At 37.1% G+C, this 26,719-nt stretch carries 23 protein-coding genes; 18 read left to right on the forward strand and 5 right to left on the reverse strand.

Going from position 1 to position 26,719, the window contains the following annotated elements; translation table 11 throughout:
- Window positions 1–2 precede the first annotated feature (2 nt).
- Window positions 3–968, reverse strand: coding sequence for a MoxR family ATPase (locus Q4503_RS12655; protein ID WP_215973805.1), 966 nt, complete (start codon window positions 966–968; stop codon window positions 3–5).
- A gap of 325 nt (window positions 969–1,293) precedes the next feature.
- Between Q4503_RS12655 and fadI the strand changes: the two genes are divergently transcribed.
- From fadI to Q4503_RS12670, 3 genes are all read left to right on the forward strand, one after another.
- A complete protein-coding gene (gene fadI / locus Q4503_RS12660; RefSeq protein WP_215973806.1) occupies window positions 1,294–2,598 on the forward strand; it encodes an acetyl-CoA C-acyltransferase FadI in 1,305 nt (434 codons plus the stop codon).
- Entirely contained in the window at window positions 2,598–4,793 is a 2,196-nt protein-coding gene (gene fadJ / locus Q4503_RS12665) for a fatty acid oxidation complex subunit alpha FadJ (RefSeq protein ID WP_303602487.1), read from the forward strand. Before fadI ends, fadJ begins: the two co-directional genes overlap by 1 nt.
- A 689-nt stretch (window positions 4,794–5,482) precedes the next feature.
- Window positions 5,483–5,695, forward strand: coding sequence for a hypothetical protein (locus tag Q4503_RS12670; RefSeq protein ID WP_303602488.1), 213 nt, complete (start codon window positions 5,483–5,485; stop codon window positions 5,693–5,695).
- A gap of 291 nt (window positions 5,696–5,986) precedes the next feature.
- On the opposite strand, the gene Q4503_RS12675 is transcribed toward Q4503_RS12670, so the two are convergent.
- The 3 genes from Q4503_RS12675 to Q4503_RS12685 form a co-directional block, all read right to left on the reverse strand.
- Window positions 5,987–6,403, reverse strand: a complete 417-nt coding sequence (locus Q4503_RS12675; protein WP_303602489.1) for a hypothetical protein — start codon at window positions 6,401–6,403, stop codon at window positions 5,987–5,989.
- 248 nt (window positions 6,404–6,651) lie between these two features.
- Entirely contained in the window at window positions 6,652–7,605 is a 954-nt protein-coding gene (rlmF, locus tag Q4503_RS12680; RefSeq protein WP_303602490.1) for a 23S rRNA (adenine(1618)-N(6))-methyltransferase RlmF, read from the reverse strand.
- Window positions 7,605–8,081, reverse strand: a complete 477-nt coding sequence (locus Q4503_RS12685; RefSeq protein WP_303602491.1) for a DUF2947 domain-containing protein — start codon at window positions 8,079–8,081, stop codon at window positions 7,605–7,607. Before Q4503_RS12685 ends, rlmF begins: the two co-directional genes overlap by 1 nt.
- A gap of 401 nt (window positions 8,082–8,482) precedes the next feature.
- Between Q4503_RS12685 and Q4503_RS12690 the strand changes: the two genes are divergently transcribed.
- From Q4503_RS12690 to Q4503_RS12740, 11 genes are all read left to right on the forward strand, one after another.
- Window positions 8,483–9,787 (forward strand): hypothetical protein, encoded by a 1,305-nt coding sequence (locus Q4503_RS12690; protein ID WP_303602492.1) that lies wholly within the window; start codon window positions 8,483–8,485, stop codon window positions 9,785–9,787.
- A gap of 413 nt (window positions 9,788–10,200) precedes the next feature.
- Window positions 10,201–11,469, forward strand: a complete 1,269-nt coding sequence (locus Q4503_RS12695; RefSeq protein ID WP_252727574.1) for an efflux RND transporter periplasmic adaptor subunit — start codon at window positions 10,201–10,203, stop codon at window positions 11,467–11,469.
- Window positions 11,470–11,552: 83 nt separating this feature from the next.
- Window positions 11,553–12,266 carry an ABC transporter ATP-binding protein gene (locus tag Q4503_RS12700; protein WP_215973813.1) on the forward strand — a complete coding sequence of 238 codons (714 nt, stop codon included), beginning with the start codon at window positions 11,553–11,555 and terminating at the stop codon, window positions 12,264–12,266.
- A gap of 9 nt (window positions 12,267–12,275) precedes the next feature.
- Complete coding sequence (locus Q4503_RS12705; RefSeq protein ID WP_303602493.1) at window positions 12,276–13,565, forward strand: ABC transporter permease; 1,290 nt, start codon at window positions 12,276–12,278, stop codon at window positions 13,563–13,565.
- Between the two features lie 9 nt (window positions 13,566–13,574).
- Window positions 13,575–14,813: an FtsX-like permease family protein gene (locus Q4503_RS12710; RefSeq protein ID WP_303602494.1), complete on the forward strand. Its 1,239-nt coding sequence runs from the start codon at window positions 13,575–13,577 to the stop codon at window positions 14,811–14,813.
- Between the two features lie 143 nt (window positions 14,814–14,956).
- Window positions 14,957–16,339, forward strand: a complete 1,383-nt coding sequence (locus tag Q4503_RS12715) for a sigma-54 dependent transcriptional regulator (protein ID WP_303602495.1) — start codon at window positions 14,957–14,959, stop codon at window positions 16,337–16,339.
- On the forward strand, window positions 16,340–17,614 hold the full coding sequence (locus Q4503_RS12720) for a PAS domain-containing sensor histidine kinase (protein WP_303602496.1): 1,275 nt from the start codon (window positions 16,340–16,342) through the stop codon (window positions 17,612–17,614). It begins immediately after the preceding gene.
- A gap of 95 nt (window positions 17,615–17,709) precedes the next feature.
- On the forward strand, window positions 17,710–18,084 hold the full coding sequence (locus Q4503_RS12725; RefSeq protein ID WP_303602497.1) for a hypothetical protein: 375 nt from the start codon (window positions 17,710–17,712) through the stop codon (window positions 18,082–18,084).
- A 137-nt stretch (window positions 18,085–18,221) separates the two neighbouring features.
- Window positions 18,222–20,279: a TonB-dependent siderophore receptor gene (locus Q4503_RS12730; protein WP_303602498.1), complete on the forward strand. Its 2,058-nt coding sequence runs from the start codon at window positions 18,222–18,224 to the stop codon at window positions 20,277–20,279.
- Window positions 20,280–20,457: 178 nt separating this feature from the next.
- Entirely contained in the window at window positions 20,458–20,793 is a 336-nt protein-coding gene (locus Q4503_RS12735; RefSeq protein ID WP_303602499.1) for a DUF2007 domain-containing protein, read from the forward strand.
- 55 nt (window positions 20,794–20,848) lie between these two features.
- Window positions 20,849–21,100, forward strand: a complete 252-nt coding sequence (locus tag Q4503_RS12740; RefSeq protein ID WP_303602500.1) for a hypothetical protein — start codon at window positions 20,849–20,851, stop codon at window positions 21,098–21,100.
- Window positions 21,101–21,486: 386 nt separating this feature from the next.
- On the opposite strand, the gene Q4503_RS12745 is transcribed toward Q4503_RS12740, so the two are convergent.
- Window positions 21,487–22,569, reverse strand: coding sequence for a purine nucleoside permease (locus tag Q4503_RS12745; protein WP_303602501.1), 1,083 nt, complete (start codon window positions 22,567–22,569; stop codon window positions 21,487–21,489).
- A gap of 406 nt (window positions 22,570–22,975) precedes the next feature.
- On the opposite strand from Q4503_RS12745, the gene Q4503_RS12750 reads away from it, so the two are divergent.
- From Q4503_RS12750 to Q4503_RS12765, 4 genes are all read left to right on the forward strand, one after another.
- On the forward strand, window positions 22,976–24,142 hold the full coding sequence (locus tag Q4503_RS12750) for an efflux RND transporter periplasmic adaptor subunit (RefSeq protein ID WP_303602502.1): 1,167 nt from the start codon (window positions 22,976–22,978) through the stop codon (window positions 24,140–24,142).
- Window positions 24,142–25,344 (forward strand): ABC transporter permease, encoded by a 1,203-nt coding sequence (locus Q4503_RS12755; protein ID WP_303602503.1) that lies wholly within the window; start codon window positions 24,142–24,144, stop codon window positions 25,342–25,344. The genes Q4503_RS12750 and Q4503_RS12755 overlap by 1 nt, the downstream gene beginning before the upstream one ends.
- Window positions 25,341–26,024, forward strand: a complete 684-nt coding sequence (locus Q4503_RS12760; RefSeq protein WP_215973823.1) for an ABC transporter ATP-binding protein — start codon at window positions 25,341–25,343, stop codon at window positions 26,022–26,024. The genes Q4503_RS12755 and Q4503_RS12760 overlap by 4 nt, the downstream gene beginning before the upstream one ends.
- Window positions 26,025–26,095: 71 nt before the next feature.
- Entirely contained in the window at window positions 26,096–26,605 is a 510-nt protein-coding gene (locus tag Q4503_RS12765; protein ID WP_303602504.1) for a GNAT family N-acetyltransferase, read from the forward strand.
- The last annotated feature ends 114 nt before the right edge of the window (window positions 26,606–26,719 follow it).

Below are 26,719 nucleotides of genomic sequence, written 5' to 3' on the forward strand. Positions count from 1 at the left end.
TGCTAAGCCACTGCAACTAAGCTTAAAAGATGATCAAGTAATTGATTAGACGAGATACCTTCAGCTTCTGCTTGATAACTAAGTATTATTCTATGTCTTAACACATTATGTAAAACTGCTTGAATATCTTCAGGGCTAACAAAATCACGGTTGTGTAACCAAGCACGAGCACGAGCACATCTGTCTAAGGCAATTGTTGCACGTGGGCTAGCACCAAAAGCTAACCATGATTTAAGTTTCTCATCATATTTTTCGGGTTGACGCGTCGCCATGATCAAATCAACCATATAGGTCTCTAGGGAAGGTGCCATATGGATATTAAGCACTTCATCACGAGCATTAAATATTTCAGCTTGACTTAACACTCTTAATTTTGGCTTTTCTTCATTAGTATTCGTACGCGCTTCGCCACGATTGAGTTTTAAAATCTCTAACTCACTAGCCGCATCAGGATAATCAATTTCTAAATGCATTAAAAAGCGATCAAGTTGCGCTTCAGGTAGAGGATAAGTACCTTCCTGTTCAATCGGGTTTTGTGTTGCCATAACTAAAAATAGATCAGGCAATTGATATGTTTTTCTACCTACAGTTACTTGCCCTTCAGCCATTGCTTCTAATAAGGCTGATTGGACTTTTGCTGGTGCACGGTTAATTTCATCTGCCAATACTAAGTTTTGAAACAAAGGGCCAGCCTGAAAAACAAAAGTGCCATCTTCTGGTCTATAGATGTCAGTACCTGTTAAATCGGCAGGTAATAAATCAGGCGTAAATTGAATACGATGAAAATCAGCTTCAAGCCCATCAGCTAAGGCATTTATAGCACGTGTTTTCGCTAACCCAGGAGGACCTTCAACAATTAAATGACCATTTGCTAATAAAGCGATAAGTAAATTTTCTACAAAAGCAGGTTGACCAATGATTTGTTGTGATAAATGCTGTTTTAATGCTGAAAAATGTTCAATTGCCATAATTATTTTATCTTTATTAATTGTTTAAGAATGCATTGAAATACATTCTGGTATTTAAATAGTTCGACGTACTAAGCCCGAATATTGAAGTGACATGAGTATATATAAGGGTATTGTTAAAGAAAACAAGCATTCTTTGACTTAGTTGTAACAATTTTTTTCTTTTGGTGGTGGTTTAATAAACTATGCTTTTATACTAAGAAAAAAATCAGGCATTGATATTTTCGTATAGTGAGTTAAAATCAGGGTAACAATTGAGAGGTCAGACCTCTTCGTGCTTCGCCTTTTTATTAAAAGAAGCGCTACTAATTAGGAGAAAAAATACATGACAATAAAAATGACCACATCAGCAGGTGAGCGAATTGCTGTTGTAGCAGGGCTTAGAACCCCCTTTGCTAAACAAGCAACTGCTTTTCATGGTGTACCAGCCGTTGATTTAGGTAAGTTAGTAGTCAACGAGTTATTACAAAAGCATGATATTGACCCAAAAATTATTGATCAGTGTGTATTTGGTCAAGTAGTACAGATGCCTGAAGCCCCAAACATTGCACGTGAAATTGTTTTAGGCACAGGTATGAATGTGCATACCGATGCTTATAGCGTATCAAGAGCCTGTGCGACAAGTTTTCAGTCAACAGTAAATGTTGCTGAGTCTATAATGGCTGGTTTTGTTGATGTTGGTATTGCTGGTGGTGCAGATTCCTCGTCAGTAGCACCTATTGGTGTATCGAAAAAATTTGCCCGTACCTTATTAGATTTAAGTAAAACAAAAACACTTGGACAAAAAATAGCCTTGATTCGTAAGTTAGGCTTTAAAGATATTTTACCGGTAGCCCCCGCTGTTGCTGAATATTCAACGGGAATTTCTATGGGACAAACGGCTGAGCAAATGGCCAAAACATATAATATTTCGCGTGAAGACCAAGATGCACTTGCTCATAGATCACATACGTTAGCGACTCAAAGCTGGGCGGAAGGTAAATTAGCCGGTGAAGTGATGAGTACACACAGTGAACCTTATAATCGCTTTATTGATAAAGATAACTGTATTCGAGAAAATTCAGTATTAGAAGGTTATGCAAAATTACGTCCTTGTTTTGATAGAAAACACGGCACTGTAACAGCTGCGACTAGTACTGCGTTAACTGATGGTGGTGCGGCTATTTTATTAATGCGCGAAGGACGAGCCAAAGAGCTAGGTTATACGCCATTGGGGTATATTCGTAGTTATGGTTTTGCTGCAATCGATGTTTGGCAAGATATGTTGATGGGGCCAAGCTACGCAACGCCTATTGCTTTAAAACGTGCTGGATTAGAATTGGCAGATTTAGATTTAATAGAAATGCATGAAGCCTTTGCAGCTCAAGCACTTGCGAATATGAAAATGTTTGCTAGTGACAAATTTGCACAAGAGCATTTAGGACGTGATAAAGCTATTGGCGAAATAGATATGAGTAAATTTAATGTTATGGGTGGTTCATTAGCTTACGGTCATCCGTTTGCGGCAACGGGCGCTCGTTTAATTACACAAACGCTAAATGAATTAAATCGACGTGGCGGTGGTATTGGATTAACAACTGCTTGTGCGGCGGGTGGTTTGGGTGCAGCTATGGTAGTGGAGACAGCCTAATGAGTGATAACAAAGAAGTAGTAACGAGTGAAACTTCATCAGTTTCAACTGATGATAATGTAATCAATAGCAATAGCGCTTTCACCTTAGTCCGTCAGGAAAATGGTATTGCTCATTTGGTTATGGATGTTGTTGGCGATACGATGAACACGCTAAAAGCTGAATTTACAGAGCAGGTTGCTGATGTCTTAGCTGAAATCAAAGCGGATGCAGCTATTACGGGTATTGTGCTATGTAGCGGTAAGCAAGACTCTTTTGTTGCTGGCGCTGATATTAATATGATCAATAATTGCCAAACAAAAGAAGAAGTAGTGTCGCTTTCTCGTCAAGGGCAAATGATTTTTTCACAGCTTGAACAATTGAATATACCCGTTGTAGCCGCGATTAATGGTGCTTGTTTAGGCGGCGGTTTAGAGCTTGCGATGGCATGTCATGCACGTGTGTGTAGTGACAATGTTAAAACAGCGTTAGGTGTGCCAGAAGTTCAATTAGGCTTATTACCAGGAAGCGGTGGAACACAACGATTACCTAAACTTGTTGGTATTCAAAAAGCGTTAGATATGATGTTAACCGGCAAACAACTTCGCGCAAAACAAGCGTTGAAATTAGGTTTGGTTGACGATGTGGTTCCAAATAGCATCTTAATTGAAACAGCTGAAAAAATGGCGCTTTCGGGTAAATTTAAACGAACAGTGAAGTTTAAATCTTCATTGATTAATAAGTTTTTAGAAGGCACATCTATTGGTCGCGGTATTGTTTATAAACAGGCTGAGAAATCAGTTTTGTCTAAAATAAAAGGTAACTATCCATCACCAATGAAAATTATTCATTGTGTGAAAACTGGTGTAGAAGAATCAGCGGCAAAAGGTTATCAAGTTGAGGCTGAGCATTTTGGCGAGCTAGCGATGAGCCCAGAATCGGCACAACTTCGTAATATTTTCTTTGCGACAACAGAGATGAAGAAAGAGCAAGGTGTTGAAAATGTTATGCCGAGCAAAGTCCTCAAAGCCGGTGTACTTGGTGGTGGCTTAATGGGGGGCGGTATTGCTTTTGTTACCGCAACTAAAGCCAATATTCCAGCGCGTATTAAAGACATTGGTCACGAAGGCATAAGCCATGCGCTAAAATATAGCTACGACTTACTGAATAAAAAAGTTAAGCGTCGCTTTATGCGAAAAAGTGAAATGCAAAAACAAATGTCCATGATCACTGGCTGCACTGATTATTCTGGTTTTAAAAATGTAGATATTGTTGTTGAAGCCGTATTTGAAAACTTAGAATTAAAACAAAATATGGTTGTTGAAATAGAAAGTAAAACTAAAGATTCAACCATTTTTGCTAGTAACACTTCTAGTTTACCGATTGGCAAAATAGCGGAAAAAGCAGCACGACCTGAGAACGTTATTGGTTTACATTATTTTTCACCGGTAGATAAAATGCCATTGGTAGAAATAATCCCTCATGCGACAACTTCAGATCAAACTATTTCGACCACAGTAGCTTTTGCTAAAAAACAAGGCAAAACACCTATTGTTGTTAAAGATAAAGCGGGTTTTTATGTTAACCGTATTTTAGCGCCTTATATGAACGAAGCCGCTATATTATTATTGGCAGGTGAGCCAATTGATAAGCTTGATAAAGCATTAGTTGATTTTGGTTTCCCGGTCGGGCCAATGCAATTACTTGATGAAGTAGGTATTGATGTTGGCGCTAAAATAGGACCTATTTTAGAAGCTGATTTAGGTGAACGATTTGCTGCTCCACCTGCTTTTTCAAAGTTATTAGATGATGGCCGTTTAGGTAAAAAAGCAAATAAAGGTTTTTATTTATACGGCAAGCAAGCTAAAAAAGGTAAGAAGCAAGTTGATGAAGGAATTTATACTTTATTAAACTTAAATCCAGCTGGTAGCTTATCAAGTAATGAAATAGTAAAACGTTGTACTTACTTGATGCTTAATGAAGCGGCACGTTGTCTTGATGAAGGTATTGTTCGTAATGCTCGTGACGGTGATATTGGCGCCATCTTTGGTATAGGTTTCCCACCATTTTTAGGCGGCCCTTTACGTTATATTGACAATATTGGTGCGCAATCTTTAGTTGCACAATTAACGCAATGGTCACAACAGCATGGAGAACGTTACGCACCATGTGAAGCTTTAATTACAATGGCTGAAAATGGTACTAGCTATTATTAAGCTTATACAAAGCTGTAAATGAAATTAAGAGTGTTAAAAAAGTGTCACTTTATTAACCCTATAACTAGGCGGCATAGTTAATCTGTATAGTTAAGCGGTATAGTTAAGTGACATGACTATACCGCTTTACTCTATTCATTGAGCAAAATGCTCACATACCAAATTAGCTCAGCATATTGAATTACCTTAGTATGCTGAGTGCTTCTCAAAAAAATTAATATTACTTTTTATTCTGTCAGTTAAAATGCTACTCCTTTTATTAAAGGTTATAATACTAACTTTTTGAATTAATGCTGTTGGCTTAATCTCTGTTTATTAATACCAGTTTCATTAATTAAGTGAACAAATTTATACGTAGAAAAAATTGCCAAATACAAGGCATTTATTTCAATAACTAGTTGTTCTAATTATTAAATAAATAACGATGTAGTTGGTGATTTTAGCAAGTAGAAATGATCACATAGTTAGTGAGATTGGTATAAGACTATTTAGGATTATATTTGGCCGTTATGTGGTAATAATTAGCCACGAAGGCGGATAAAATATGCCGCTTTATTTCTGGTATGAATAATAACTATAGGTATTTTAACTTGAATAAAAGTGGGCAGTTAACTATATTATTGTCGATTTTTTGACGTCTTTAAGTGTAGATAAATATCTGTTGAATATAGGTATTTAGGCGAGGAACTATGTCGTTATTTTTAGTGTTTTTAGGCACATTATTAAGCGTTGTTTGCGGTGCCTTTTTCTATTGTCAGGCATTAGTTGTAGGTTTTGATCGTAAACGATGGACTGTTGCTGGAATAATATTTGGCCCGCTTATATGGCCGATGTTTGTTATGAAAAAGCGTATGCGGTTAAATAGCTTGTTTGGTTTTGAACAGCTTATTTTTAGGGCTTAGTTTCTATTGTATACGGTCTTATGCTAAGTGAACGTGTCACTATTGAATAAATATCTAACATCCATATTAGATATTTATTTATCATTTCTGACAATTGATTTACCAGATAATTACGCTTTTCAAATAAAAGATAAGTTATTAATAACTTATCTCCACCAAGTATTGGCAGAGGTTTCTTTTATTTCGATACGAGCAGCAATAGGGTTACCTTTTTTAGCTTTGCTAGTATTGAAAAACGATTTTAATAAGTTGAACATGGTTGACCTCTGAAATTAAACTTATTTTTAAATATTAAAGTCTACGAGAGCCACGTTTAGCACTAGCTTCTTGCACATCTAGGTTAAATTCATCACTTAAACGACGAGAACCACGTTTAGCACTAGCTTCCTGAATATCTAGGTTAAATTCATCACTTAAACGACGAGAACCACGTTTAGCACTAGCTTCTTGCACATCTAGGTTGAATTCATCACTCAAACGACGAGAACCACGTTTAGCACTCACTTCTTGAACATCTAAATTAAATACATCGCTTAATCGGCGAGAGCCACGTTTAGCACTAACCTCTTGAACATCTAAATTGAATTCATCACTTAATCTACGAGAGCCACGTTTAGCGCTAACTTCTTGAATATCTAGAATATTAGCATCTGCTGCTGGAACAGGTGAAACTGACATCGCCATTGAAAGTACAATTGAACTTAACATGTATTTTTCCTTTTATAGTTATTAGTTGGTTTAAGATTCATTTCCAATAGGAGTTATGCTTAAACTATGCCAATGAACTATTTATTTAGGACATGTTATCTCTTTAATTACTGTTAATGGGTTACGTTTAATGATTTTAAAGGGCTATACCTCCCTTAATATAACATCAATAACTTTATTTTAAGTTATTGATATTTAATCTTTAGTTGCGGGGTTAAATATTTTTATTAATGGTAGTTAAGTCTAAATTACATTGTAGTTAGGTTATTTTTAACAAAGCGCCAAGCAATAAAACGACTGACTTTTTGTCCTTGAGCCATGTTAAAAACTTTAATTTCTGACGCTTTCGCTTTTTTTAGCGATAACTTTATTTTAGATAAATGATCTTTATTTGACACTAAACAGGTAAACCAGAGCACTTGGTTTTGAAAAACGATACTTTCTTTGATCATTTGACGAATAAAGGCCAATTCTCCGCCTTGACACCATAACTCAGCTTTTTGACCGCCAAAATTTAATGTATCTACTTTATGCTCTTTTTTATTAGCTGTTTTGCCTTTATTGAGGTTTTTCCATTTACGGTTAGTGCCTGTTGCAGCATCAGTTAATGATTTATGAAAGGGAGGATTACATAAAGTGACATGATAAAATTCATTTGTTTTAATAATACCTTCAAAAATCTTAGTGCTGTTATGTTGCAAGCGACAGCTTATTTGCTGCTTAATTTTGCGATTGGCATTAACATTAGCATTTGCCGTTTTTATTGAAACAGGATCGATATCTGAAGCAACAAAAGACCAATTATATTCGCTAGCACCTAGAATAGGGTAAATACAGGTAGCACCAGTACCAATATCTAATGCCGTTATTTTACCACTAATAGCTTTATCTTTTTCTGCGATTAATGCCTTACTATCTTTCAATAAGTCAGCAAGGTAATGAATATAATCAACACGGCCGGGGATAGGAGGACATAAGTAGCCTTGAGGAAAATCCCACTGTTTTATTTGATAGTGTTTTTTCAGCAAAGCAACGTTTAAGGCTTTTACGGCATCAGCATTACTAAAATCAATAGTGTCTTGTTGATTATGTGGATTCTTTATGATCAATGCTGATAAGGGAGTATGGACCTTTTTTAACGTCGGAAAGTCGTAGCCATGACGATGTTTATTAGATGGATGTAGTGTATTTTTTGTTGTCATTACTTTGGTTTATCACCAATTTTAAAGTAACCATTGCTGGTAAATTGTACGACTTGTTGACGTTTTTTTCCTATTAAAATAGAGCCATCATCCATAAATAAGAAATTTTTCCAACAGCGTTTAAATACCGCCCATGTTGTTTCAATAACATTTTCTCTATTTGAGCAATAATAAACCACAGTGTTATTATCCCAAGCAATATGAGTATTGATTAATTCAGGTAATTCTTCATCGTTGCTGTCCCAAATACTTTCCCATTTTCCCTGCTCTTTCCAATTACTTTTGTCGAAAGGCCAGTCGCCTTTTTTAAAAAAGTCAGGATGATCTACTTGGCGACTAATAAAAGTATCCCACAATACATTCGCGCGATCTTTGGCCATAGGTTTAATTTTGGTTAAATCGTTTTCACTAATAGGAAGACTTTTATGTTTAAAGATCCAAGCATTCTTTAATTGTTCTAGTGGGATGTAGCTCATTAATTAGGCTCTATGATTATACTAAGGCTTATTGGTAGATTATACGGGAGTCGATATTATTTTATATAGGAAATCAGTGACTTTTTTTAAGGAAGTAAAGTAAAGGATGAAAATAGCGTCAATTAAGCAAAAAAATAGCGGTTTATCTCATAGCGGATGATTTAGTTTTGTTAATCGAAATCATTTTTTCTGAAGAATTATTCAATCTTATCTTTCAAGTTATTTATTAGTGTTATTTTCAATCAACAATAGTACAACTATAAAGCTAAAATAGAATAATATTTACTATTCATTGCAATGCCTCAATAAATCCGTATTATGCGCGACTTTCGTTATTATTTTTAGCCTATATTAGCTTGTATAGCTAGAAATAAATCATCAATAAGAGTGTGTAAAATTTAATGAGAAAATTGTTATCTTCACCCGTAAAAATGCCATTGTCTGCCGCTGAAAACCAGATTTATCAAAATGTACTTAAATATTTTACGCCGTTAAGTTTAAATTTAATGGCAGTGAAAGTAGTAAATAGACCTGATGAATTTACAGGGTGGTGTCGAGAGTTCATTAGGCTATGCCGTGAAGATCTTAATATGGAACTTTTAGATGAAGAACAATTTTTACCATTAAAAAAATTACAAGAGTCATTGGAAGCCGGTTTTACTATTAGTCAATGTAAAATGGCACGTATTGCACCTTGGCCGATATTTGTTGGTTTTATTGAACAGCAACATGAATTACATGCGTTAGATGAGCGTTTACGTTTATTGAATTATGTTAAGAACAATTGTCAACTTCCGCTAGCTGAGCTAAGTATGGAAGACCGATTAGTATTTGCTGGTAAGCATACGGCCAGTCACGTATATCATACCTATGACTTTGATACAGAATGGTTTGCCAGTACGAAAGGGGCTAAGCTTTTTCATCTGTTACTTGAGCAATGCCCTGAAAAGTTTGATGCGGCGTTAGCACATATTCCGTTAACGGGTGATGTAAACTATGACGAATATCAAAAGTTTGTTACGGATTTTCAGAAAATATTTTCAGACTATGCTCAAGAGCAATCGCAAGACAGCTCTGTTAAAAGCAAAGCGCCATTACCTGCTGCAACGCGATTACTCGCGATGCGTCGTCCGGATCAATTTATTGCTTTAAACAATAATAAAATTGATATGTTCTGCAAAGGGCTATCTATTGTGAAGTTTTCAAACACTGACTTTTCATCATATTGGCACGATATGATTGGTACTTTACGTACGTTGCCATGGTGGAATCAAGCAGAGCCTGAGCAAAGTATTACAGAGAGTAGTACGACAACAAGTCTTGATGATAGCTCTGATGTTGACTCTGACCTGATTACTGAACAAGAGGAAGCGATTGACGAAAAAGAAAACCCTGGTCTTGAGCTTATTATTTGGCAAAATCGTGCCATATTAATTGATTTATTTTTATTTGCCGATGCTGACTTATCACAAAACTCGAACTATATTCGTGCTCGTGATAAAGCGCTAAACAAAGCACCCAAAAAATCAAACTCTACCTTTAGAAAAAATAGTAAAGAGACGGTAGAGGAAATGGTAGATAAAGCATTAATGTCTGAAGATCTACCAGAATATATGTTAAGCAAGCGTGACTCGATTATTGCCCAAGTAAAAAAAGGTAAAAGTGTTGAGAAAGTTATCGAGCTTATGCGCGCTATTTTTGGCTAAATAACACAAATGTTTTTAAGCCATTAAGTTGAGTTATCGTTATTTGTATGTAAATAGCGATAACTCATTTATTTTACATAAACCACTTCAGTCTCTCATCAACTGCCTTTCTACTTTTTATTTTCATCGTCAAACAATCATACTACGTGTGCATCTACGCAATTGTTGTCTGTTTAAGTTATCACTTACTTACAGTGTCACCGCTTAAATTATGGTCCGCTTACAGTAATGTCCGCTTAAATAAATCGGACACTCACACCGTCCGAACGGACACTTATTATTAAAAAATCGGACACTTTAGTTGTAACGTTTTTCATTTAAAGCCTTTAAAAACAGTCGGTTATTTTTTTATTTTACTGTTGGCATGTTACTCGCTATATCCTGTATATATATGACAATACAGTGAAATTGATATGATTAGCTCTACCGACGGACAAGACGAAATAATAAGTAACCCTACCAATAAAAAACCTTGGATTAAGTTAATCATAGGTGCTGTTGTAGTGATTGGGATTATTTGGTTTATTTTACCAACTTTAAGCCAATGGTCTGGCGGCATTCCAAGTGTTAACCCACAAACTATTACCCGTGCTACCGTTGTTAACGGTACCTTAATTCGTGACATTGCTGTTAATGGTAAATTGGTTGCTGCGAATGCCCCTACCATTTATAGCTCAGAGCCGGGGCAAGTTACTTTATTAGCGAAACCAGGTGATATTGTTAAAAAAGATGCCATTGTGGCAACTATATTAAGCCCCGAATTACAATCAACAGTTAAACAAGCAACAGCCAAGTTAGAAAGTTTAAAAATTGATGCTAGAAGAAGTGAATTACGTGATCGTGAAGCTCAGCTTGATCTCGAACAGGTGCTTGATACTGCGCGTGTTCGTGCTAATGCGAGTACCCGAGAATTAACCCGTGCAGAGCTGTCATATGAAAAACAAGTGGTTAGTCAGCTTTACTTAGTTAGTAAACGTGATGCAAAGCTTGAGGATGACTTACTATTCGAACATGCCAAAAAACGTGTCGAACTAGCAATACAACGTCTTGAATTTGAAAACCAAACACGTGATCTTTTAGTTAAAAGTCAGCAATTAGTGGTTGATGAACTACAGCGACGTGTTGAGCTACTGAATATTCGAGCACCCGTTGATGGTATTGTTGGTAACTGGTTAGTACAGAAAAAAGAACGAGTTAGCGATACCCAAGCCATTATGACTATTGTTGATTTAAGCCAGTATGAAGCGGAGCTTAATGTACCTGAATTTTACGCGGATGATTTAGGACTTGGACTTGATGTGAAAATGCAAATATCAGGAAAATCACTTATTGGTAAAGTTATTTCAGTTTCTCCTGAAGTTAAAAACAGTCAAGTTATGGTTAGAGTGTCAATCGATAACTTAGCCGAAATTCAACTACGCCAGAATCAACGTTTGAATGCACGTATCGAATTTGAAAATAAAGAAAACGTATTAATGGTTAAACGTGGTGGCTTCCAAGCTAGCCACGGTGGCCAAGCTGCTTATGTTATCAAAGGAGACGAAGCCAAGTTAACCCCTATAACAACAGGTTCGCAAAGCATTGAATTTATTGAAATAACATCGGGATTAAAGTCAGGAGACACTATTATTATTTCATCTACAGAAACGTTTGATATGCACTCAACGATTTCGCTAAATTAAGAAAAAAATAACGTACAAGTAAATAAACCAATTATAAAAGTAACAATCAACAGGTCTACAAAAGACTATTTAGGAAGATAATTATGCTTAACATGAAAAACATTAGTCGAATTTATCGTAGTGATACTATTCAAACCCACGCATTGCGTGATTTCAACTTGCAAGTTAATGCAGGTGAGTTTGTCGCAGTGACAGGGCCTTCGGGATCAGGTAAGTCTACATTTTTAAATGTGGCGGGGCTATTAGATAGCTTTGACCAAGGTGCTTATGAACTCGACGGTGTAAATATTCAAGGACTTAATGATGATGAATTATCGCGCTTACGTAACGAAAAAATTGGCTTTATTTTTCAAAACTATAACTTAATCCCTGACTTTAACCTGTTTGACAATATTGACATGCCATTACGATATCGTGGTTTTAATGCTGCCGAGAGAAAGCGCCGCATTACTAATGCGCTAGAGCAAGTCGGTTTAGCTAGTCGCGCTAACTATTTACCAAGTCAACTATCAGGTGGACAACAACAACGTGTCGCTATTGCTCGAGCCCTAGCAGGAGAGCCTAAAATATTATTAGCCGATGAGCCAACGGGCAACCTAGATTCTCTAATGGCACGGCAAGTAATGGAGTTACTACATACATTAAATACTGAAGGCAGCACTATTATTATGGTAACCCATGATCCTGACCAGGCGCGTGCAGTAGGTCGAAATGTACAAGTGATTGATGGCCAAATTACCGATCATAGTGTTTATGCGCCAACGCATGATAATGCATCGATCGCTGTTAAGGTTTAAGGACTTCTTATGGAAATGTTTAATTATTACCTCAAATTGAGTTTTAGAAACTTAATCCGTAATCGATTGTTTTTTATTTTAATGATCTCAACCTTAGCGGTAGGCGTTGGCGTGTTCTTAGCTAACATCGCCATTATTAAATCGATGTCATCAGACCCAATTCCTTATAAAAGCGATCGTATTTTTAATGTATCACTGAATATTTGGTCACTGGACAACCCAGATGCAGAATTAATTGAAGTTATGCGATATAACGATGCTATGCATATTTTAAAAAATGACATAGCAACTCACACTATGGTGCATTACCAATCAAAAGTTTACACCAGAGATATCAATGCTAAAAGCCTAACGCGCCATCAGGCAATAGTTAGAGCCACTACGCAAGGCTTTTTCCCGCTAACTGATGCGCCTTTTGCCTTTGGCGGTGTTTGGCAGCAAGACTATGCCAAGCAGATTGTTATTGGTGACACCTTTAATCAACAAGTTTTTGGTGGTGGTAATAGTGTCGGTAAAACCCTTGAAATTGGTGGTAAACCTTTTGAAATTGTTGGTGTGCTGAAACCATGGAATTTAAAACCTGTTTTTTATAATGCCGCATTTGAGCAAGCGTTTAATTCGACTGATGATATCTATGCCCCCATAGAAACGGCAATGGATAATGAATGGGCTATTGATTTGCGAAACATGTCAACTGACCGAATTCATTCAGTGTCTGACAATCGTGGAAAAAATGGATTCTTTTTACAAGCTTTTGTACAACTTGATACGCTTGAGCAGAAGCAGTTAATGCAACAATATCTTGATAACTATTCACAACACCGTAAAGCACAAGGTGAATACTTGCGAGCTAATGACAACCGTTTGTTAGACGTTAATGAATGGCTGACACACCAAAAGGTAGTTGATGAACGGATGTTGGCCTTCGCTTTAGCTAGTTCACTCTTTTTAGCTGTTTGTATTTTTAATGCCAGTAGTTTATTACTTGCTCGTTATCATAGTGCAAGATTCGAAACTGGACTTAGACGTGCGGTAGGTGCTCGAATGAAAGATGTTTTCTATCAAGGTGTTGTTGAAAGCATGTTGATTGGATCATGTTGTGCAGTTTTAACGCTGTTATTTGGCTGGTTGTTTTTGCAAATATCAATGACATTATTTCCAGCACTAAAACAAACCAGTGATATAGACATAACATTAATATTGATGGGGATTGGCATTGCGCTAGTTACTTCATTTATTAGCATGTTATATCCGTTAATTCGTTCTTGTAGAACGTCTTTATCAACGACGTTGAAATAAGGTATTATTATGAATATTAAAGCATTATTTAAGGCGTTACGTCTTCGTAAATTCGCCACTACACTATTAATATTACAACTGAGTTTAACCATAGGTTTAATGGTTAATACGGTTATATTAACGGCGAGTACGATTGAAAAACTCAATAAGCCATTAGGCTTTGATGTTGAACAGCTTATTACCGTTGACTTAATGCCAACCTCTGGTGCCTATCGTGATACTGATTATTATCAATCGATTACCCAACAAGATATTGCAAAAATATCAGCGATAGACGGTGTTATTAGCGCTGCTCATTATAACCAATTGCCAATTCAACGAGGAGGTTGGAACGGTAATATGCAAGCTGCTGACTTCCCTGAAGATGCAGTTTTACCCGTGGAATTACGTTATGTACCGCAGTTTTATAGTAGTAAAATTGGATTAGAAAATTTAGGCGTGGAAATTATTGAAGGGAGAAAACTAACTGATGCTGATGATATAACAAAGGATTTCTATACTTTGCAAGATAGAGGGAAAATAGAACAAAATATTATTATTACGCAATCATTAGCTAAAGCAATATTCCCAAATAGGTCAGCCTTAGGTGAGTTAACTAATAATGGACGAGTAGTGGGTATAGCACGAGATTTTACTATTAGCCCTACACGTAAAGGCATAGATAAGACTTTTGGTTTATTTGGTAACTTCATGTATTCACAAGCAGACTATCAGCAACATTATGTGATACGTGTTGAGCCAGAAAAGTTAGCGCAAGTGCAAGCACAGCTCAGCGATACTATTTTATCTGTACAAGCAGAACGTGACATTATACGCGTGCAAAGTATGGCAGAGCGATTGAAAAATTTTTACAGTCAAGATGCAGGTCTAGCGAGTTTGTTTGGCATGTTGTCGTTATTAATGATTGTAGTTACGGTTGTTAGTAGCTTTGCACATGCCCACTTTCATGTAACACAACAACGTAAGTTTATTGGTATTCGTCGTGCGCTTGGTGCGCGTAAAAAAGATATTATGTTGTATGTATTTAGTGAAAATTGGTTACTTAATTTGGGCGCTAGCATTGTCGGCATAGCAACTATGATAGGATTAAATATTGCGCTATCACAAGTGATCACTATCGAAAAGCCAACAGCATTGTTGTATGCTTTAGCAGTATTTGTTGTCTTCGTTTCTGGTTCATTAGCGACTTGGTTGCCTGCATATAAAACAACAAAAATATCGCCTGTTATTGCAACTAAAACGCTGTAGCACAACGTGATAATAGAATTTTGATACAAGTTTTTTACTTCCATTTTTAAATACAAGGTTGACCGTCACTCGCTGTGATGGTCAATAACTCTAATGAATAATCAACAACTAATAAAAATAAAGAATAACCAAGGATTGATAGAATGAAGCGAGTGTTAGTAGTAGACGACAATCCTGATATTTTAGATGCATTAGACTTATTACTGAGCTTACATAACTATAAAGTAAGCACCGCGAGTACTATAAAAGATGCTGCTTTTGCGGCAAATAATCAACGTATTGATTTAATCATTCAAGATATGAATTTTAGCCAAGGAACCACATCGGGTGAAGAAGGACGATCGTTGTTTTATCAACTTAAAGAAATATCGCCGACAACACCTATTATTGTTATTACTGCTTGGAGTCAGCTTGAAATTGCGGTTGAATTAGTTAAAGCAGGTGCAGCCGATTATTTACCTAAACCGTGGAATGATATGAAACTACTCGATATTATCGCGGAAAACATTGTTGATTCAGCTAATATTGTTGATTCAGGGAATAATATTAACGAAAAATCAGCTAAGAGAAAAAATAGCGCCAGCCAGATCAAGTCATCGTCAAACTTTATTGTCGAAAGCCAACCGATGAAACAGCTTGTTGCTATGGCCGATAAAGTTGCTAACAGTGATATTAGTGTCTTAATCACAGGTGCAAATGGCAGTGGTAAAGAACGTATTGCTGACTATATTCATCAAAACTCCCCGCGTAATGCTAATCCTTTTATTAAAGTTAATATGGGGGCGCTGGCGAGTGAATTAATGGAAGCGGAATTATTTGGTGCCGAAAAAGGTGCCTACACAGGCGCAACAGCAATGCGAAAAGGGCGTTTTGAAGCAGCAAATGGCGGGACATTATTTTTAGATGAAATTGGTAACTTGTCGTTAGCAGGGCAAATGAAACTACTACGGGTATTACAAACAGGGCAATTTGAACGGGTTGGCTCGAGCGAAACAATTACTGTAGACGTGCGTGTTATTAGTGCTACCAATAGTCATTTACCGCAAGCAATAGAAGATAATACCTTTCGTGAAGATTTATATTATCGTCTTAACGTTGTTGAACTTAATTTACCGCCACTTGCCCAGCGACAAGATGACATTATCCCTTTAGCACGTCATTTTATTTCAGGTAGTCATCAATTAAGCGAGCAAGCGGCATCGCTTCTAAAACAACAGCCGTGGCCAGGTAATGTGCGAGAATTAGAAAACCATTGTCAACGTGCAATGGTGTTATGTGCCGATGAAATTTTATTACCTGAGCATTTTATGCTTGGAGTAAATTCAAGTAATGTAGAGAGCTCTTTAGCATTAAATAAAGTAGAAAGTGCAGCGCAAAAAGCGAGTAGTGATAAAGATAATTTGAAAGCCGTGTTAAACAAACATGAGTGGGTAATTTCAAGAGCGGCTAATGAATTGGGATTAAGCCGACAAGCGCTATACCGACGTATTGAAAAACACCAACTTAGCCAAACAGAAGAGCATTAAATGCGATTAATTATTCTTTTAGGTGTATTACACGCTACATTAATGGTGATGGTGTATTACTTTGTTGCGCAGCATCCTATTTATATTAGTTCGTTGTTAGTGCTTTCATTATTGGCGACATTTTTATTATTACAAAAACAATATAAGCGCCACCAAATTATTTTACAAAGCTTAGATCATGGTTTACAAAGCTTACGTGACAATGATTTTTCGGTGAGTTTAAATCAACAAAAAGAAGCCAGTTATAACTCACTGATTAATGCGTTCAACCAAACCAGTAATAAATTACGTGAAGAGCGTCAACGGCTTTATCAACGTGAAATGATGTTAGATAAGGTGTTGAATGCTTCGCCCATGGTAACTATTTTAGTTGATCATCGCGATACCATCACCTTTACCAACAATAGTGCACAACAGGCGTTTGAATTAAATGGCTCTATTGTAGGGCTTAAATGGAGTAAATTACTTAAATCATTAGCCCCAGAATTTCAACATGCGTTAACTCATCAAGGTGAATCTATTTTTACCTTAACGGACGAACAAGGAACACAACAAGCGTGGCATGTAACTAGCTCAAGCGTTGTTATTCACCAAGCTAAACATCAATTATTTTTACTAAAAACCATTACGCAAGAGCTTTCAAAGCAAGAAGTTGCGACTTGGAAGAAAGTGATCAGCGTTATTAGTCATGAACTTAATAATTCTATCGCGCCTATTAGCTCTATGTGTCATAGCGGCGAATTGTTGGCTAAAAATTTAGAAGAGCCAAGGTTAAATCGGGTTTTCAATACTATTAGCGGTAGAGTTAATCATCTTAACGACTTTATTAAAGGTTATGCGACACTGACAAAAGTTAAACTTCCAAACAAACAAGAACTTAATTGGGTAGCATTAATTGAACAATTACAAGAGCTTTATTCTTTTTCTCTGATAACACCATTGCCAAACTCACGCATTAATGTAGATATAGCACAGTTTGAACAAGTACTAATAAACATTCTTAAAAATGCACATGAAGCCGATGAAACAGGCAATATTACCTTGTCTTTTCAAGAGACTAGTGATGTTGTTGAAATTAGCATCAGTGACAACGGTAGCGGTATGTCGGCCGAAGTTATTCAAAATGCTTTATTGCCTTTTTATTCCACTAAGCATTCAGGAACAGGTTTGGGGTTAGCGCTATGTCGAGAGATTATTGAAGCACATGAAGGTCGATTAGTGTTTAAAAACCGAGAACAAGGTGGTCTCAGCGTACTGATAATTATGCCAATATAATGCTAAACGCTAACGAATAAATTTACGAATCCCTGTTCACATATACGTAAGAAAAGCATAAACTACGGATAGTACGTAGAGGTTAAGAGATTAAGATGGTTAAAGCAGTTTCAAGAGTATTATTTTTAGCGGTTATGCTTGTTGCCTTTATTGGCCAAGTATTAGCGTTTAATACCTCTATGTCTTGCGAAACTTATGCTGAGTCTCATTCTCTTATTAAGAATCATACGTTAGAAAACAATGATCCAAGCATTATAGATACGGATAACTCTGAAGATTGTTGCAACATTGAATGTTGCGATATGGATTGTGTTTGTATGGCTCATGTCTGTTCATCGAGTACCTATTTTTCAACCGATGTTGGTTTAAATAAAACAGCTGTGGTAGGTGAAAAGCTTTATACTTACAATGTTGAACAATCTAAATCTATTATAACTTTACTGTATCGTCCCCCCATTTTTATCTCATAACACCTTTATACCCGCTCCAAGTGGAACCGATTATAGTAGGCTCAGCTGCCTACGACTTATCACTTCATAAAGTTATCAGCACGCTAGTCAACAGAACTATTGCGCTGAAGTATTACCACGTTATATCTGAGGTAAAAATGTTTCAAAAAACGTTAACAATAGCAGTAGCAGCACTGTTAGTTCCCACACTTGCTTTTGCACATGAAAGCGAAAATGATAAACAAGATGCGCACGAACATGCTCATCAAGAAAAACATGAACATAGTCATCAAGAAAAACAAGGCCATCAAGAAGAGCATGACCACCATGAACATAGCGATAATAGTATTGAAAAAATACAAGTAAGCGCTTCTCGTTTAGGACGTATTGTCACCGAGTCTGCAACAAGAACTGAAGTTATTAATGGTGAAGAAATACAAGAAAAAGCACTAATGCGACCGGGTAACATCTCTATGTTAGTGGCTGAAACCGGTGGTGTTAGAGTACAAACCACGTCACCTACATTAGGTAGTGCCAATATTAGGCTACAAGGATTATATGGCCGCTATACACAATTATTAAGTGATGGTTTGCCTTTATATGGCGGTCAAACAGCTTCCATTGGCTTATTGCAAATCCCGCCAACAGATCTTGCTAATGTCGAAATTATTAAAGGTTCGGCTTCTTCATTATACGGAGGCTCTGCGCTAGGAGGCGTTATTAACCTTATTTCACGAACACCTGCGGATGTTTATGAAGGCGAGGTGTTAGTTAATGTTACTTCTAAAAATGGTCAAGATGTTACTTCGTACGTTGCATCACCTCTAACCGATGATTTAAGCGGTTCAGTTACCGCTGGTATTCATCATCAAGAAAAACAAGATTTAGACGACGACGGCTGGATTGATATGGCTGGCTACGAAAGAGGCAGTGTTCGTCCTAGGCTTTATTGGCAAGGTGATGATGGTGCTAATCTTTACCTTACGATGGGGGCAATGAAAGAGGAAAGAGAAGGTGGTACTTTAGGTAATGCAACATTACCTGATGGCAATACATTTGCACAAACCCAATCAACACTCAGAACCGACCTTGGCTTTATCTACGATCAACCGTTAGGGGAGGTGATGAACATTAATGTCCGAGGTTCAGGAATGAATCAAGATCATGAACATGAATTTGGTAGTGTTCTTGAAGAGGACAGCCACCAAAGTTACCTCATTGAATCGAGCGTATCTGGATACTCAGATAAAACAGCGTGGTTAGTGGGAGTCGCGCTTCAATCAGAAAAATTCGATTCTGATACCTTTTCAGAATTTAATTATTCATACCAAGTGCCAGGGCTTTTTTCGCAATTAGATTATGAAGCTAGTGATGATATTTCTATGTCACTTAGTGCTCGTACTGATTGGCATAGCGAATATGGTACACAAGTAAGTCCTCGTATTTCATTATTATATAGCCCAGAAAACTGGACTATTCGAGGGGCTTATGGACAAGGTTTTTTTGCGCCAAGCCCATTTATTGAAGATATTGATGAAGCCGGTTTATCACAACTTGCCCCTTTAGAAAATATTAAAGAAGAGCAAGCATCAACCGCTTCTATCGATATCAGCTATGTCTTAGGTAGTGTAGAAACAAGCATGACATTATTTAGGTCAGACATTGAAAACGTGACAGAGTTAGAGGCTATAAACGATATTGATAATGTGTTTAATAAGCAAGTTCGCATTGTTAACGCTGAAGGTAAAAGTAAAATTAATGGTGCTGAATTATTACTACGTTATCGCTGGCGAGACATTAAGTTCACAGGAAGTTATTTATATACCGATGCGACGAAAGAAGATGAGGTAGGCACTGGCAGAATACCTTTAGCACTAACACCTAAACACTCAGCTGGACTTGTTGTTATGTGGGAAGAGCATGGTAGTCATTTACTTGGATTTGAGGCTTACTATACGGGAACACAACGCCTTGAGAATAACCCTTATCGTCAGCAAAGTGATCCTTATTGGCATTTAGGATTATTAGGCCAGATAACGATAGGAAAAGTCAGTCTGTTTGTTAATGCTGAAAACTTGCTAAATGTACGACAAACCAAAGAAGAATCTTTATTATTGCCAGAGCAAGCCGCAAGTGGCCGATGGACGACAGATATTTGGTCTAAAAATGATGGCTTTACCGTTAATGCCGGTATACGTTTTCAATTTGGCGGCTAAAATAAAGTATGAGTGCAACGGCATTTAGACCGCTTGTCATTGTGATACAGGTTTAAAAATCGTTACAATTAATAATGCTTCATTAATGCCTCAATGATCTTTAGTCTGATCATTGAGGCTTTATTTAGGTAATATTGAGGTATGATTGTAGCTGCTATTTAATGAAGAGTACTAAAGTATGAAAATGGTTTATACCAATGAAAGTATCTTTCTTGTAAGTAATGTAAAAAACCTTATTGAAGCACAAGGAATAAGTTCATTTATAAAAAATGAGTTTTCACAGGGCGCGACCGGTGAAATTTCAGTCTTTGATTCATGGCCCGAAGTTTGGGTTACCAATGACAACGATTTTGAACGCTCGACAAAAATCATAAATGAATCACAAAACAATAATGAAGGTGAAGATTGGGTTTGTGAAAAGTGTTCTGAACAAAATGCATCGTCATTTGAAGTGTGTTGGAATTGTGGCACTGAAAACTCGCAACAACAAATTAGTGTAGCCTCACCTAATTAAAGCATGCAATTGAATAAAAAAGTTGAATAAAAAAGCTAAATCAAACAGTTAAATTATGTCAAAACCTAATAGCAAAGCTCCCGCTAAAACAGTGAATATTTATTGTAATAAGTGCCAACAGCAACTGTTTAAATATAAAAAAGGTGGAAAAGGCGCGTTGGTGAAATGCTTTAAAGAACGTATATTTAAAGATTATACAACTGAGCCTTGCACTTGCCCTAAATGTGAAACGGTTTTTGCTAGAGAAATGCTAATAAGGGGCACACCCGCCTATAAAATGATTGGTGGAAAGGTTTGGTTTAAATAGCGTTGTTTTGAGCACTAATGTTATTAATGTGAGTCTATAAATATATTGAAAAGGTGAAAAATTTTAATATCAGTTTCATTAATTAAGTGAACAATTTTATAGGTAGAAAAATTGCCAAATACAAGGCATTTATTTCAATAACTAGTTATTTTAATTATTAAATAAATAACAATGTAGTTGGTGATTTTAGCAAGTATAAATGATCACATAGCTAGTGAGATTGGTATAATAGCATCCAACAACTCTAAAACACTAAAAAACACCAATCATGACAATTGATGTTTTTAAATCAAGTAATTAGTGCTGATTACCCATTAAACTCGCGAGAGCCTAAAGGGTTGTATTTATTAAAGGAAATGGGTTGTATCGCCTCGTATGTAGATTCGTTATTTTACTTCGTAAGGCAGGGCGTTTTCATATTTATCCCAATTGTTAACTATTTCTTGAACAACTTTATTCCCAACTACATAGGCTGTATTGAGTGCTGGAAAACCGCCATCAGGATAAGGAGCCGTAATACTCCAGCTTGTTTCTTTATCTGCTGGTGCCATGGTGTAATTACTTACCGTTCTTAGCACCATTATTCGGCTTGGATCAACTTTATCAATACGAGCAAGGCGCATTAAAGACGTTAATGTACCTGAATCTTCCATGTTACTCGTCATAAAGTTTGCAGACTTACCACCGTAGAGTTTTAACCAATCATTGGCCCATTGATTCAAATGTTTACCATGCCAGTATTTACTCGCACTTAAGGTATCACCCATAGTAACAAACGGAGGCTTTTGTGCATTTGGGTAAGTTTTGTATAATGCTCTAAATTCTTTAATGGCTGCTGAATCATCAATTTTTACATCTTTTGTTTGTGCATAAGCCCAATCAGCTAATTCACTATTTAACGCGAAAGAAACGGTGTCTAAAGACCAGCCTGTTGAGATATCTTCGGGTTTTTCAGCTGGCGCTTTTGCACCAAGTGGGATAATACCATAAGGCCATGACGCTGGTATTTCTCGAGCATCGACTTGATAAATAAGATCACCATCAACAATATGTTTAGCCCAAGCCGCACTCGCTAAAGATATATCTTGCGGATCGCCACCAGCGATACCCGTAATTAACCAATACGATTTACTAAGATCAAAGCGAGTATCAAGACCAAGCGCCATAATTGAAGCTGTTGCATTAGGAATACCACCACCAACACAAATAACTAATACGCCGTCTTTATTAAGGTATAAATCATACATACCTAAAGGAAAATCTAATTTAGTAGAGAAATTTCCTCGCTCTAACCATAGTTGTAATTCACCAGGATCATCGCCCATTGCTTCACCATCTTCAAACATAGTGACAACCACTGTTTTAATAGGAATAATTTCTGTAGAAGCAGCATTAGCAATTTGATTACCAAAGACACTTAGGGACAACAACACAAACAATGCCTTTTTGGCATATTTTAAATACGACATACGTAACTTACCCACCTTAATTATTTAAAAGTTGAACATAGTGTCAGCAAATATCATGCCTACCAATTTATGATAATACTGATTGCAAAATTTGTGGCTCAAAACTCCTTGCAAGGCTATGTAATATGGAACTTACGTTTTAATTTTTAGGTATGAAGCAACTGACACTTATTTTTATTTTGTACCAATAAGTAGCAAATCGTAGCACTGATTTAGTGCGATTTTCAGGTACAAAGGTGTCACAGAGCGACGTTTCTCTGGAGTTACTACAAGCGCTAACTTACGGATAGCCTTATTTAATTGTATTTCAATTGAGACATTGACGATTTAGATAGTAAGTTTGTGAATCTTACTTTAACTTATTATAATTATAATCAATTCAAATAAGTGGAAGTTGCTTTTAGCTATGAGTAAATATCAAAAACCATTTTTGATCATGTGTTTTTTACTCGTTATCGTGTTTATTGCTAACTATGTATATAAACAAAGTAGCGCGCCATTAAATGTTGACGTTTTACAGGTGAATGCTGGTAAAGCAGAATTAGTATTAGCCGTAGTGGGACGTGTTCGTACTAAAGATGTCGTGAATGTTCGAGTTGAATTTCCTGGTAAAATTATCCGCTTGTTAGCTGATGAAGGCGATAAAGTAAAAAATGGAGAAATTATTGCGGAATTGCGCTCTGCCTCTCAACAAGCGGTACTTGCCGAAGCAGAAGCTAATTTGCATATGCTTGAAGCACAATTGGAATTTGCCCAACAAGACTTTGACCGTATTGCTGAATTATCAAAAAAAGGCTTAGTTGCTAATTTATTACTTGATCAATCTCGCACTAACCTTGCCACCGCTACATCAAAATTAATTGGCGCAAAAGAAGCGCGTAATCAAGCCTTTATTCGTGTTAACGATTACCTGATAAAAAGTCCGCTTGACGGTATTGTGCTGTCCCGCCCAATAGATCAAGGGCAAGTTGTTAGCCTTAGTGATACGCTTTTTCAAATAGGGTCGCTTGGTCCTGTTGAAATTGAAGCTGAAATTGATGAAGTTTATGCTTCAGAGCTCTCATTACAAATGAAAGCATTACTTGCCCCTACAGGTAAACAACAAATTGAGCATGGTTTTATTTCTGAAATATCACCAAGGGTAAATTCGTTAAATGGCTCAAGACTTACCCGCATAATGTTAGACAAAGCGAATGTTGACTTTGTACCTGGGCGTTCAATTGATGTAAATATTTTAGTAAAATCTTTTGATAAAGCGTTAAGTGTGCCAAGAAGTGCACTGAAAAAAGAGGGAGAAACTTGGCTTGTTTACACTGTTGTTGAGCAGAAGATAAAACCTACAGTTGTCACTTTTATTGACTGGCCCGGAAGCTCAGTGGTATTAAAAACAGGGCTGAATTCTAAAGCGCTCGTTGTGCTTGATGCCACTATTGCCGCTCAAGCGTTAGCTGAAAATAAGCGTGTTAATCCCCATAAAATTAATGTTCCTAATGTTCCTAATATTCATGCGGCTAATACTTCTACATCGGCTATGAATACGGCTGAAATGAACCTTAATAAAGATAACGATTAATGCCATTTTCACTGATAGTCGCGTGGCGTTATATCACAGCCAACAGCCTACAAACACTGTTATTAGTGCTTGGTGTATCGCTTAGCGTTGTGGTGTTTGTATTTATCACCGCGTTAATTAACGGCCTAAGTATCTTTTTAACACAAGAAACTACCAGTAAAATTGCCCACATAGAACTAGAGCCAGCAAATAAAATAGCAAGTGTATTAACCAACGACAACCGCTTTGTGGCGCAACCAGTCTCTACTTTACAACGAAAACAAATACGAAATTGGCAGCAAGTTATCGATATTGCACAATCAACGCCGGGCGTGCGTGTGATCAGCCCAATTGTTGATGGCAATGCATTCTTGGTTCGCGGTGAAGCAACGCAACCCATTGCTATCCAAGGCGTGGAGCCAAGCAAGGTAGATGCGATTACAAATATTAGTCGTTATATCATCAAAGGGACTGCTGAGTTAACTACGGGCGGTTTAATTATTGGTGCTGATTTAGCTGATGAATTAGGGCTACTTGTTGGTACTCCAGTATTATTGAAGTCGGAACGAGGCCCAGAACGTTTGTTGCCGATTACAGGAATTTTTAGAGTGAATTTAGCCAGTTTAGACAAACGAGTTGGTTTTTTATCAATTAATGTCGCAAGGCCATTATTCGAATTGCCAGATGGTATAACGTCATTAGGACTAAAAGTGGATAATCCCGCTGACGCACCAGCGATTGCTATGGTATTACAAAATTCGACACAGTTAAAATCGACCCCTTGGCAAGAAAAAAACAAGAGCTTGCAAGACGCTACCGATGCACAAGGGCGCACAGGTAATTTTATACAAGGCTTTGCACTGTTAGCCATTGTTATTTCTATTGCTAGCGCGCTTTTATTATCGACTTATCGCCGCCGTGCTGAAATAGGCATTATGCGGGCAACAGGAATATCTCGACAATTTGTTGCTACTGTCTTTATTTTACAAGGTGTTTTTATTGGCGCGTTAGGTGCTTTTTTAGGCGCAGCGGCAGGTTATCAATTATGCGTTCAATTAGCCTCTATTACCAAGGCTGATGGCAGTGCAATGTTACCAATAGCGCCAAGTGAGGGCAGTTATATGTTAGTTATAATATTGACCATTGTTGGCTCTGCTTTGGCGGCTGTATTACCTGCAAGATCGGCGTCTTCGGTAGATCCTGTTGAGGCTATTCAACAATGACAAACACACTGCTGTTCGCAAACAATATTATAAAAACTTTCCGTAATGGTGAGCACGAAACTTGTGTGCTTAAGGGCATTAATTTATCTATCCCGCACGGAAAAATGATGGCATTGCAGGGTGCTTCAGGCTCAGGTAAGTCAACATTACTTAATATTCTTGGTTTGTTAATGCGGCCAACATCAGGCGAGCTAAGGCTGTTAGATCATTCATTAATCAATTTATCTGATGCGCAGTTGTCTACTTATCGTAATCAACATCTTGGCTTTGTTTTCCAATATCACAACTTATTGCCTGATTTTACCGCGTTAGAAAATGTCGCTTTTCCTGCAGCAGCGCCAACAGGGCGGTTAACCAGTGAGATTAAAAAACGTGCTTTATTATTACTTGATAAAGTTGGCCTAAGCCACCGTAGTCATTTTTTGGCAAGTCAATTATCGGGAGGACAAAAACAACGTGTTGCTATTGCCCGATCGCTGATAAATAACCCCAAACTTGTTTTTGCCGATGAACCCACGGGCAATTTAGATCAAGACTCAGCAAAGCAAGTAATGAATTTACTTCGTGATATAAACCAAACAGATAACACCACGTTTTTAATTTCTACTCATGACAACAGCGTTGCCGCAAACTGTGATGACATTGTACGAATAGTAGATGGCAAAATAGCAGGCGTGTAATTGACGGGTTGTTTTTATAACTGCGTTATAGATTAGCGTTAGGTAAAAAATAGTTGATGGAGACATAGTAAGTGTTTATTCGAAAATTTGAACAAAGCGATTACCCTTTTGTAAAAGACATATATCAGCAAGGTATTGATACTGGCAATGCAACATTTCAGCTGAAAGCGAAAACGTGGGACGAATGGAATAACTCCATGCACAGTCACTCGCGTATTGTTGCAGTAGAAAATAATACAATTCTAGGGTGGGCTGCGCTTTCACCCATATCAAATCGAGAAGTTTATGCCGGTGTGGCTGAAGTTAGTGTTTATGTTGCCATGAACGCCCAAGGTCAAGGGGTTGGCCAGAAGCTACTGTCTGCATTAATTGTAGCGTCAGAAGCCAATAATATTTGGATGTTGCAATCGGCTATTTTTCCAGAAAATAAAGGGAGTATTAAGCTGCATAAAAATACTGGTTTTCGTCAAGTCGGACTGCGTGAAAAGCTTGGCAAAATGAATGGTGTTTGGCGAGATGTGGTTTTAATGGAAAGACGAAGTAAAACGGTGGGCACCTCTGATACTCCTGAAGTGAACTAATAAAGCATTTGAAAGAGGCATTGATCCATGAAAATAGATATCATTTTAAAATGTTATCGGCCGTATTACGTATTTAATTTGAAGTATGGTTTAACGCATAGACTGTTGTAAAGT

The organism is Colwellia sp. 6_MG-2023 (genome assembly GCF_030547765.1).
Lineage (GTDB): Bacteria > Pseudomonadota > Gammaproteobacteria > Enterobacterales > Alteromonadaceae > Colwellia.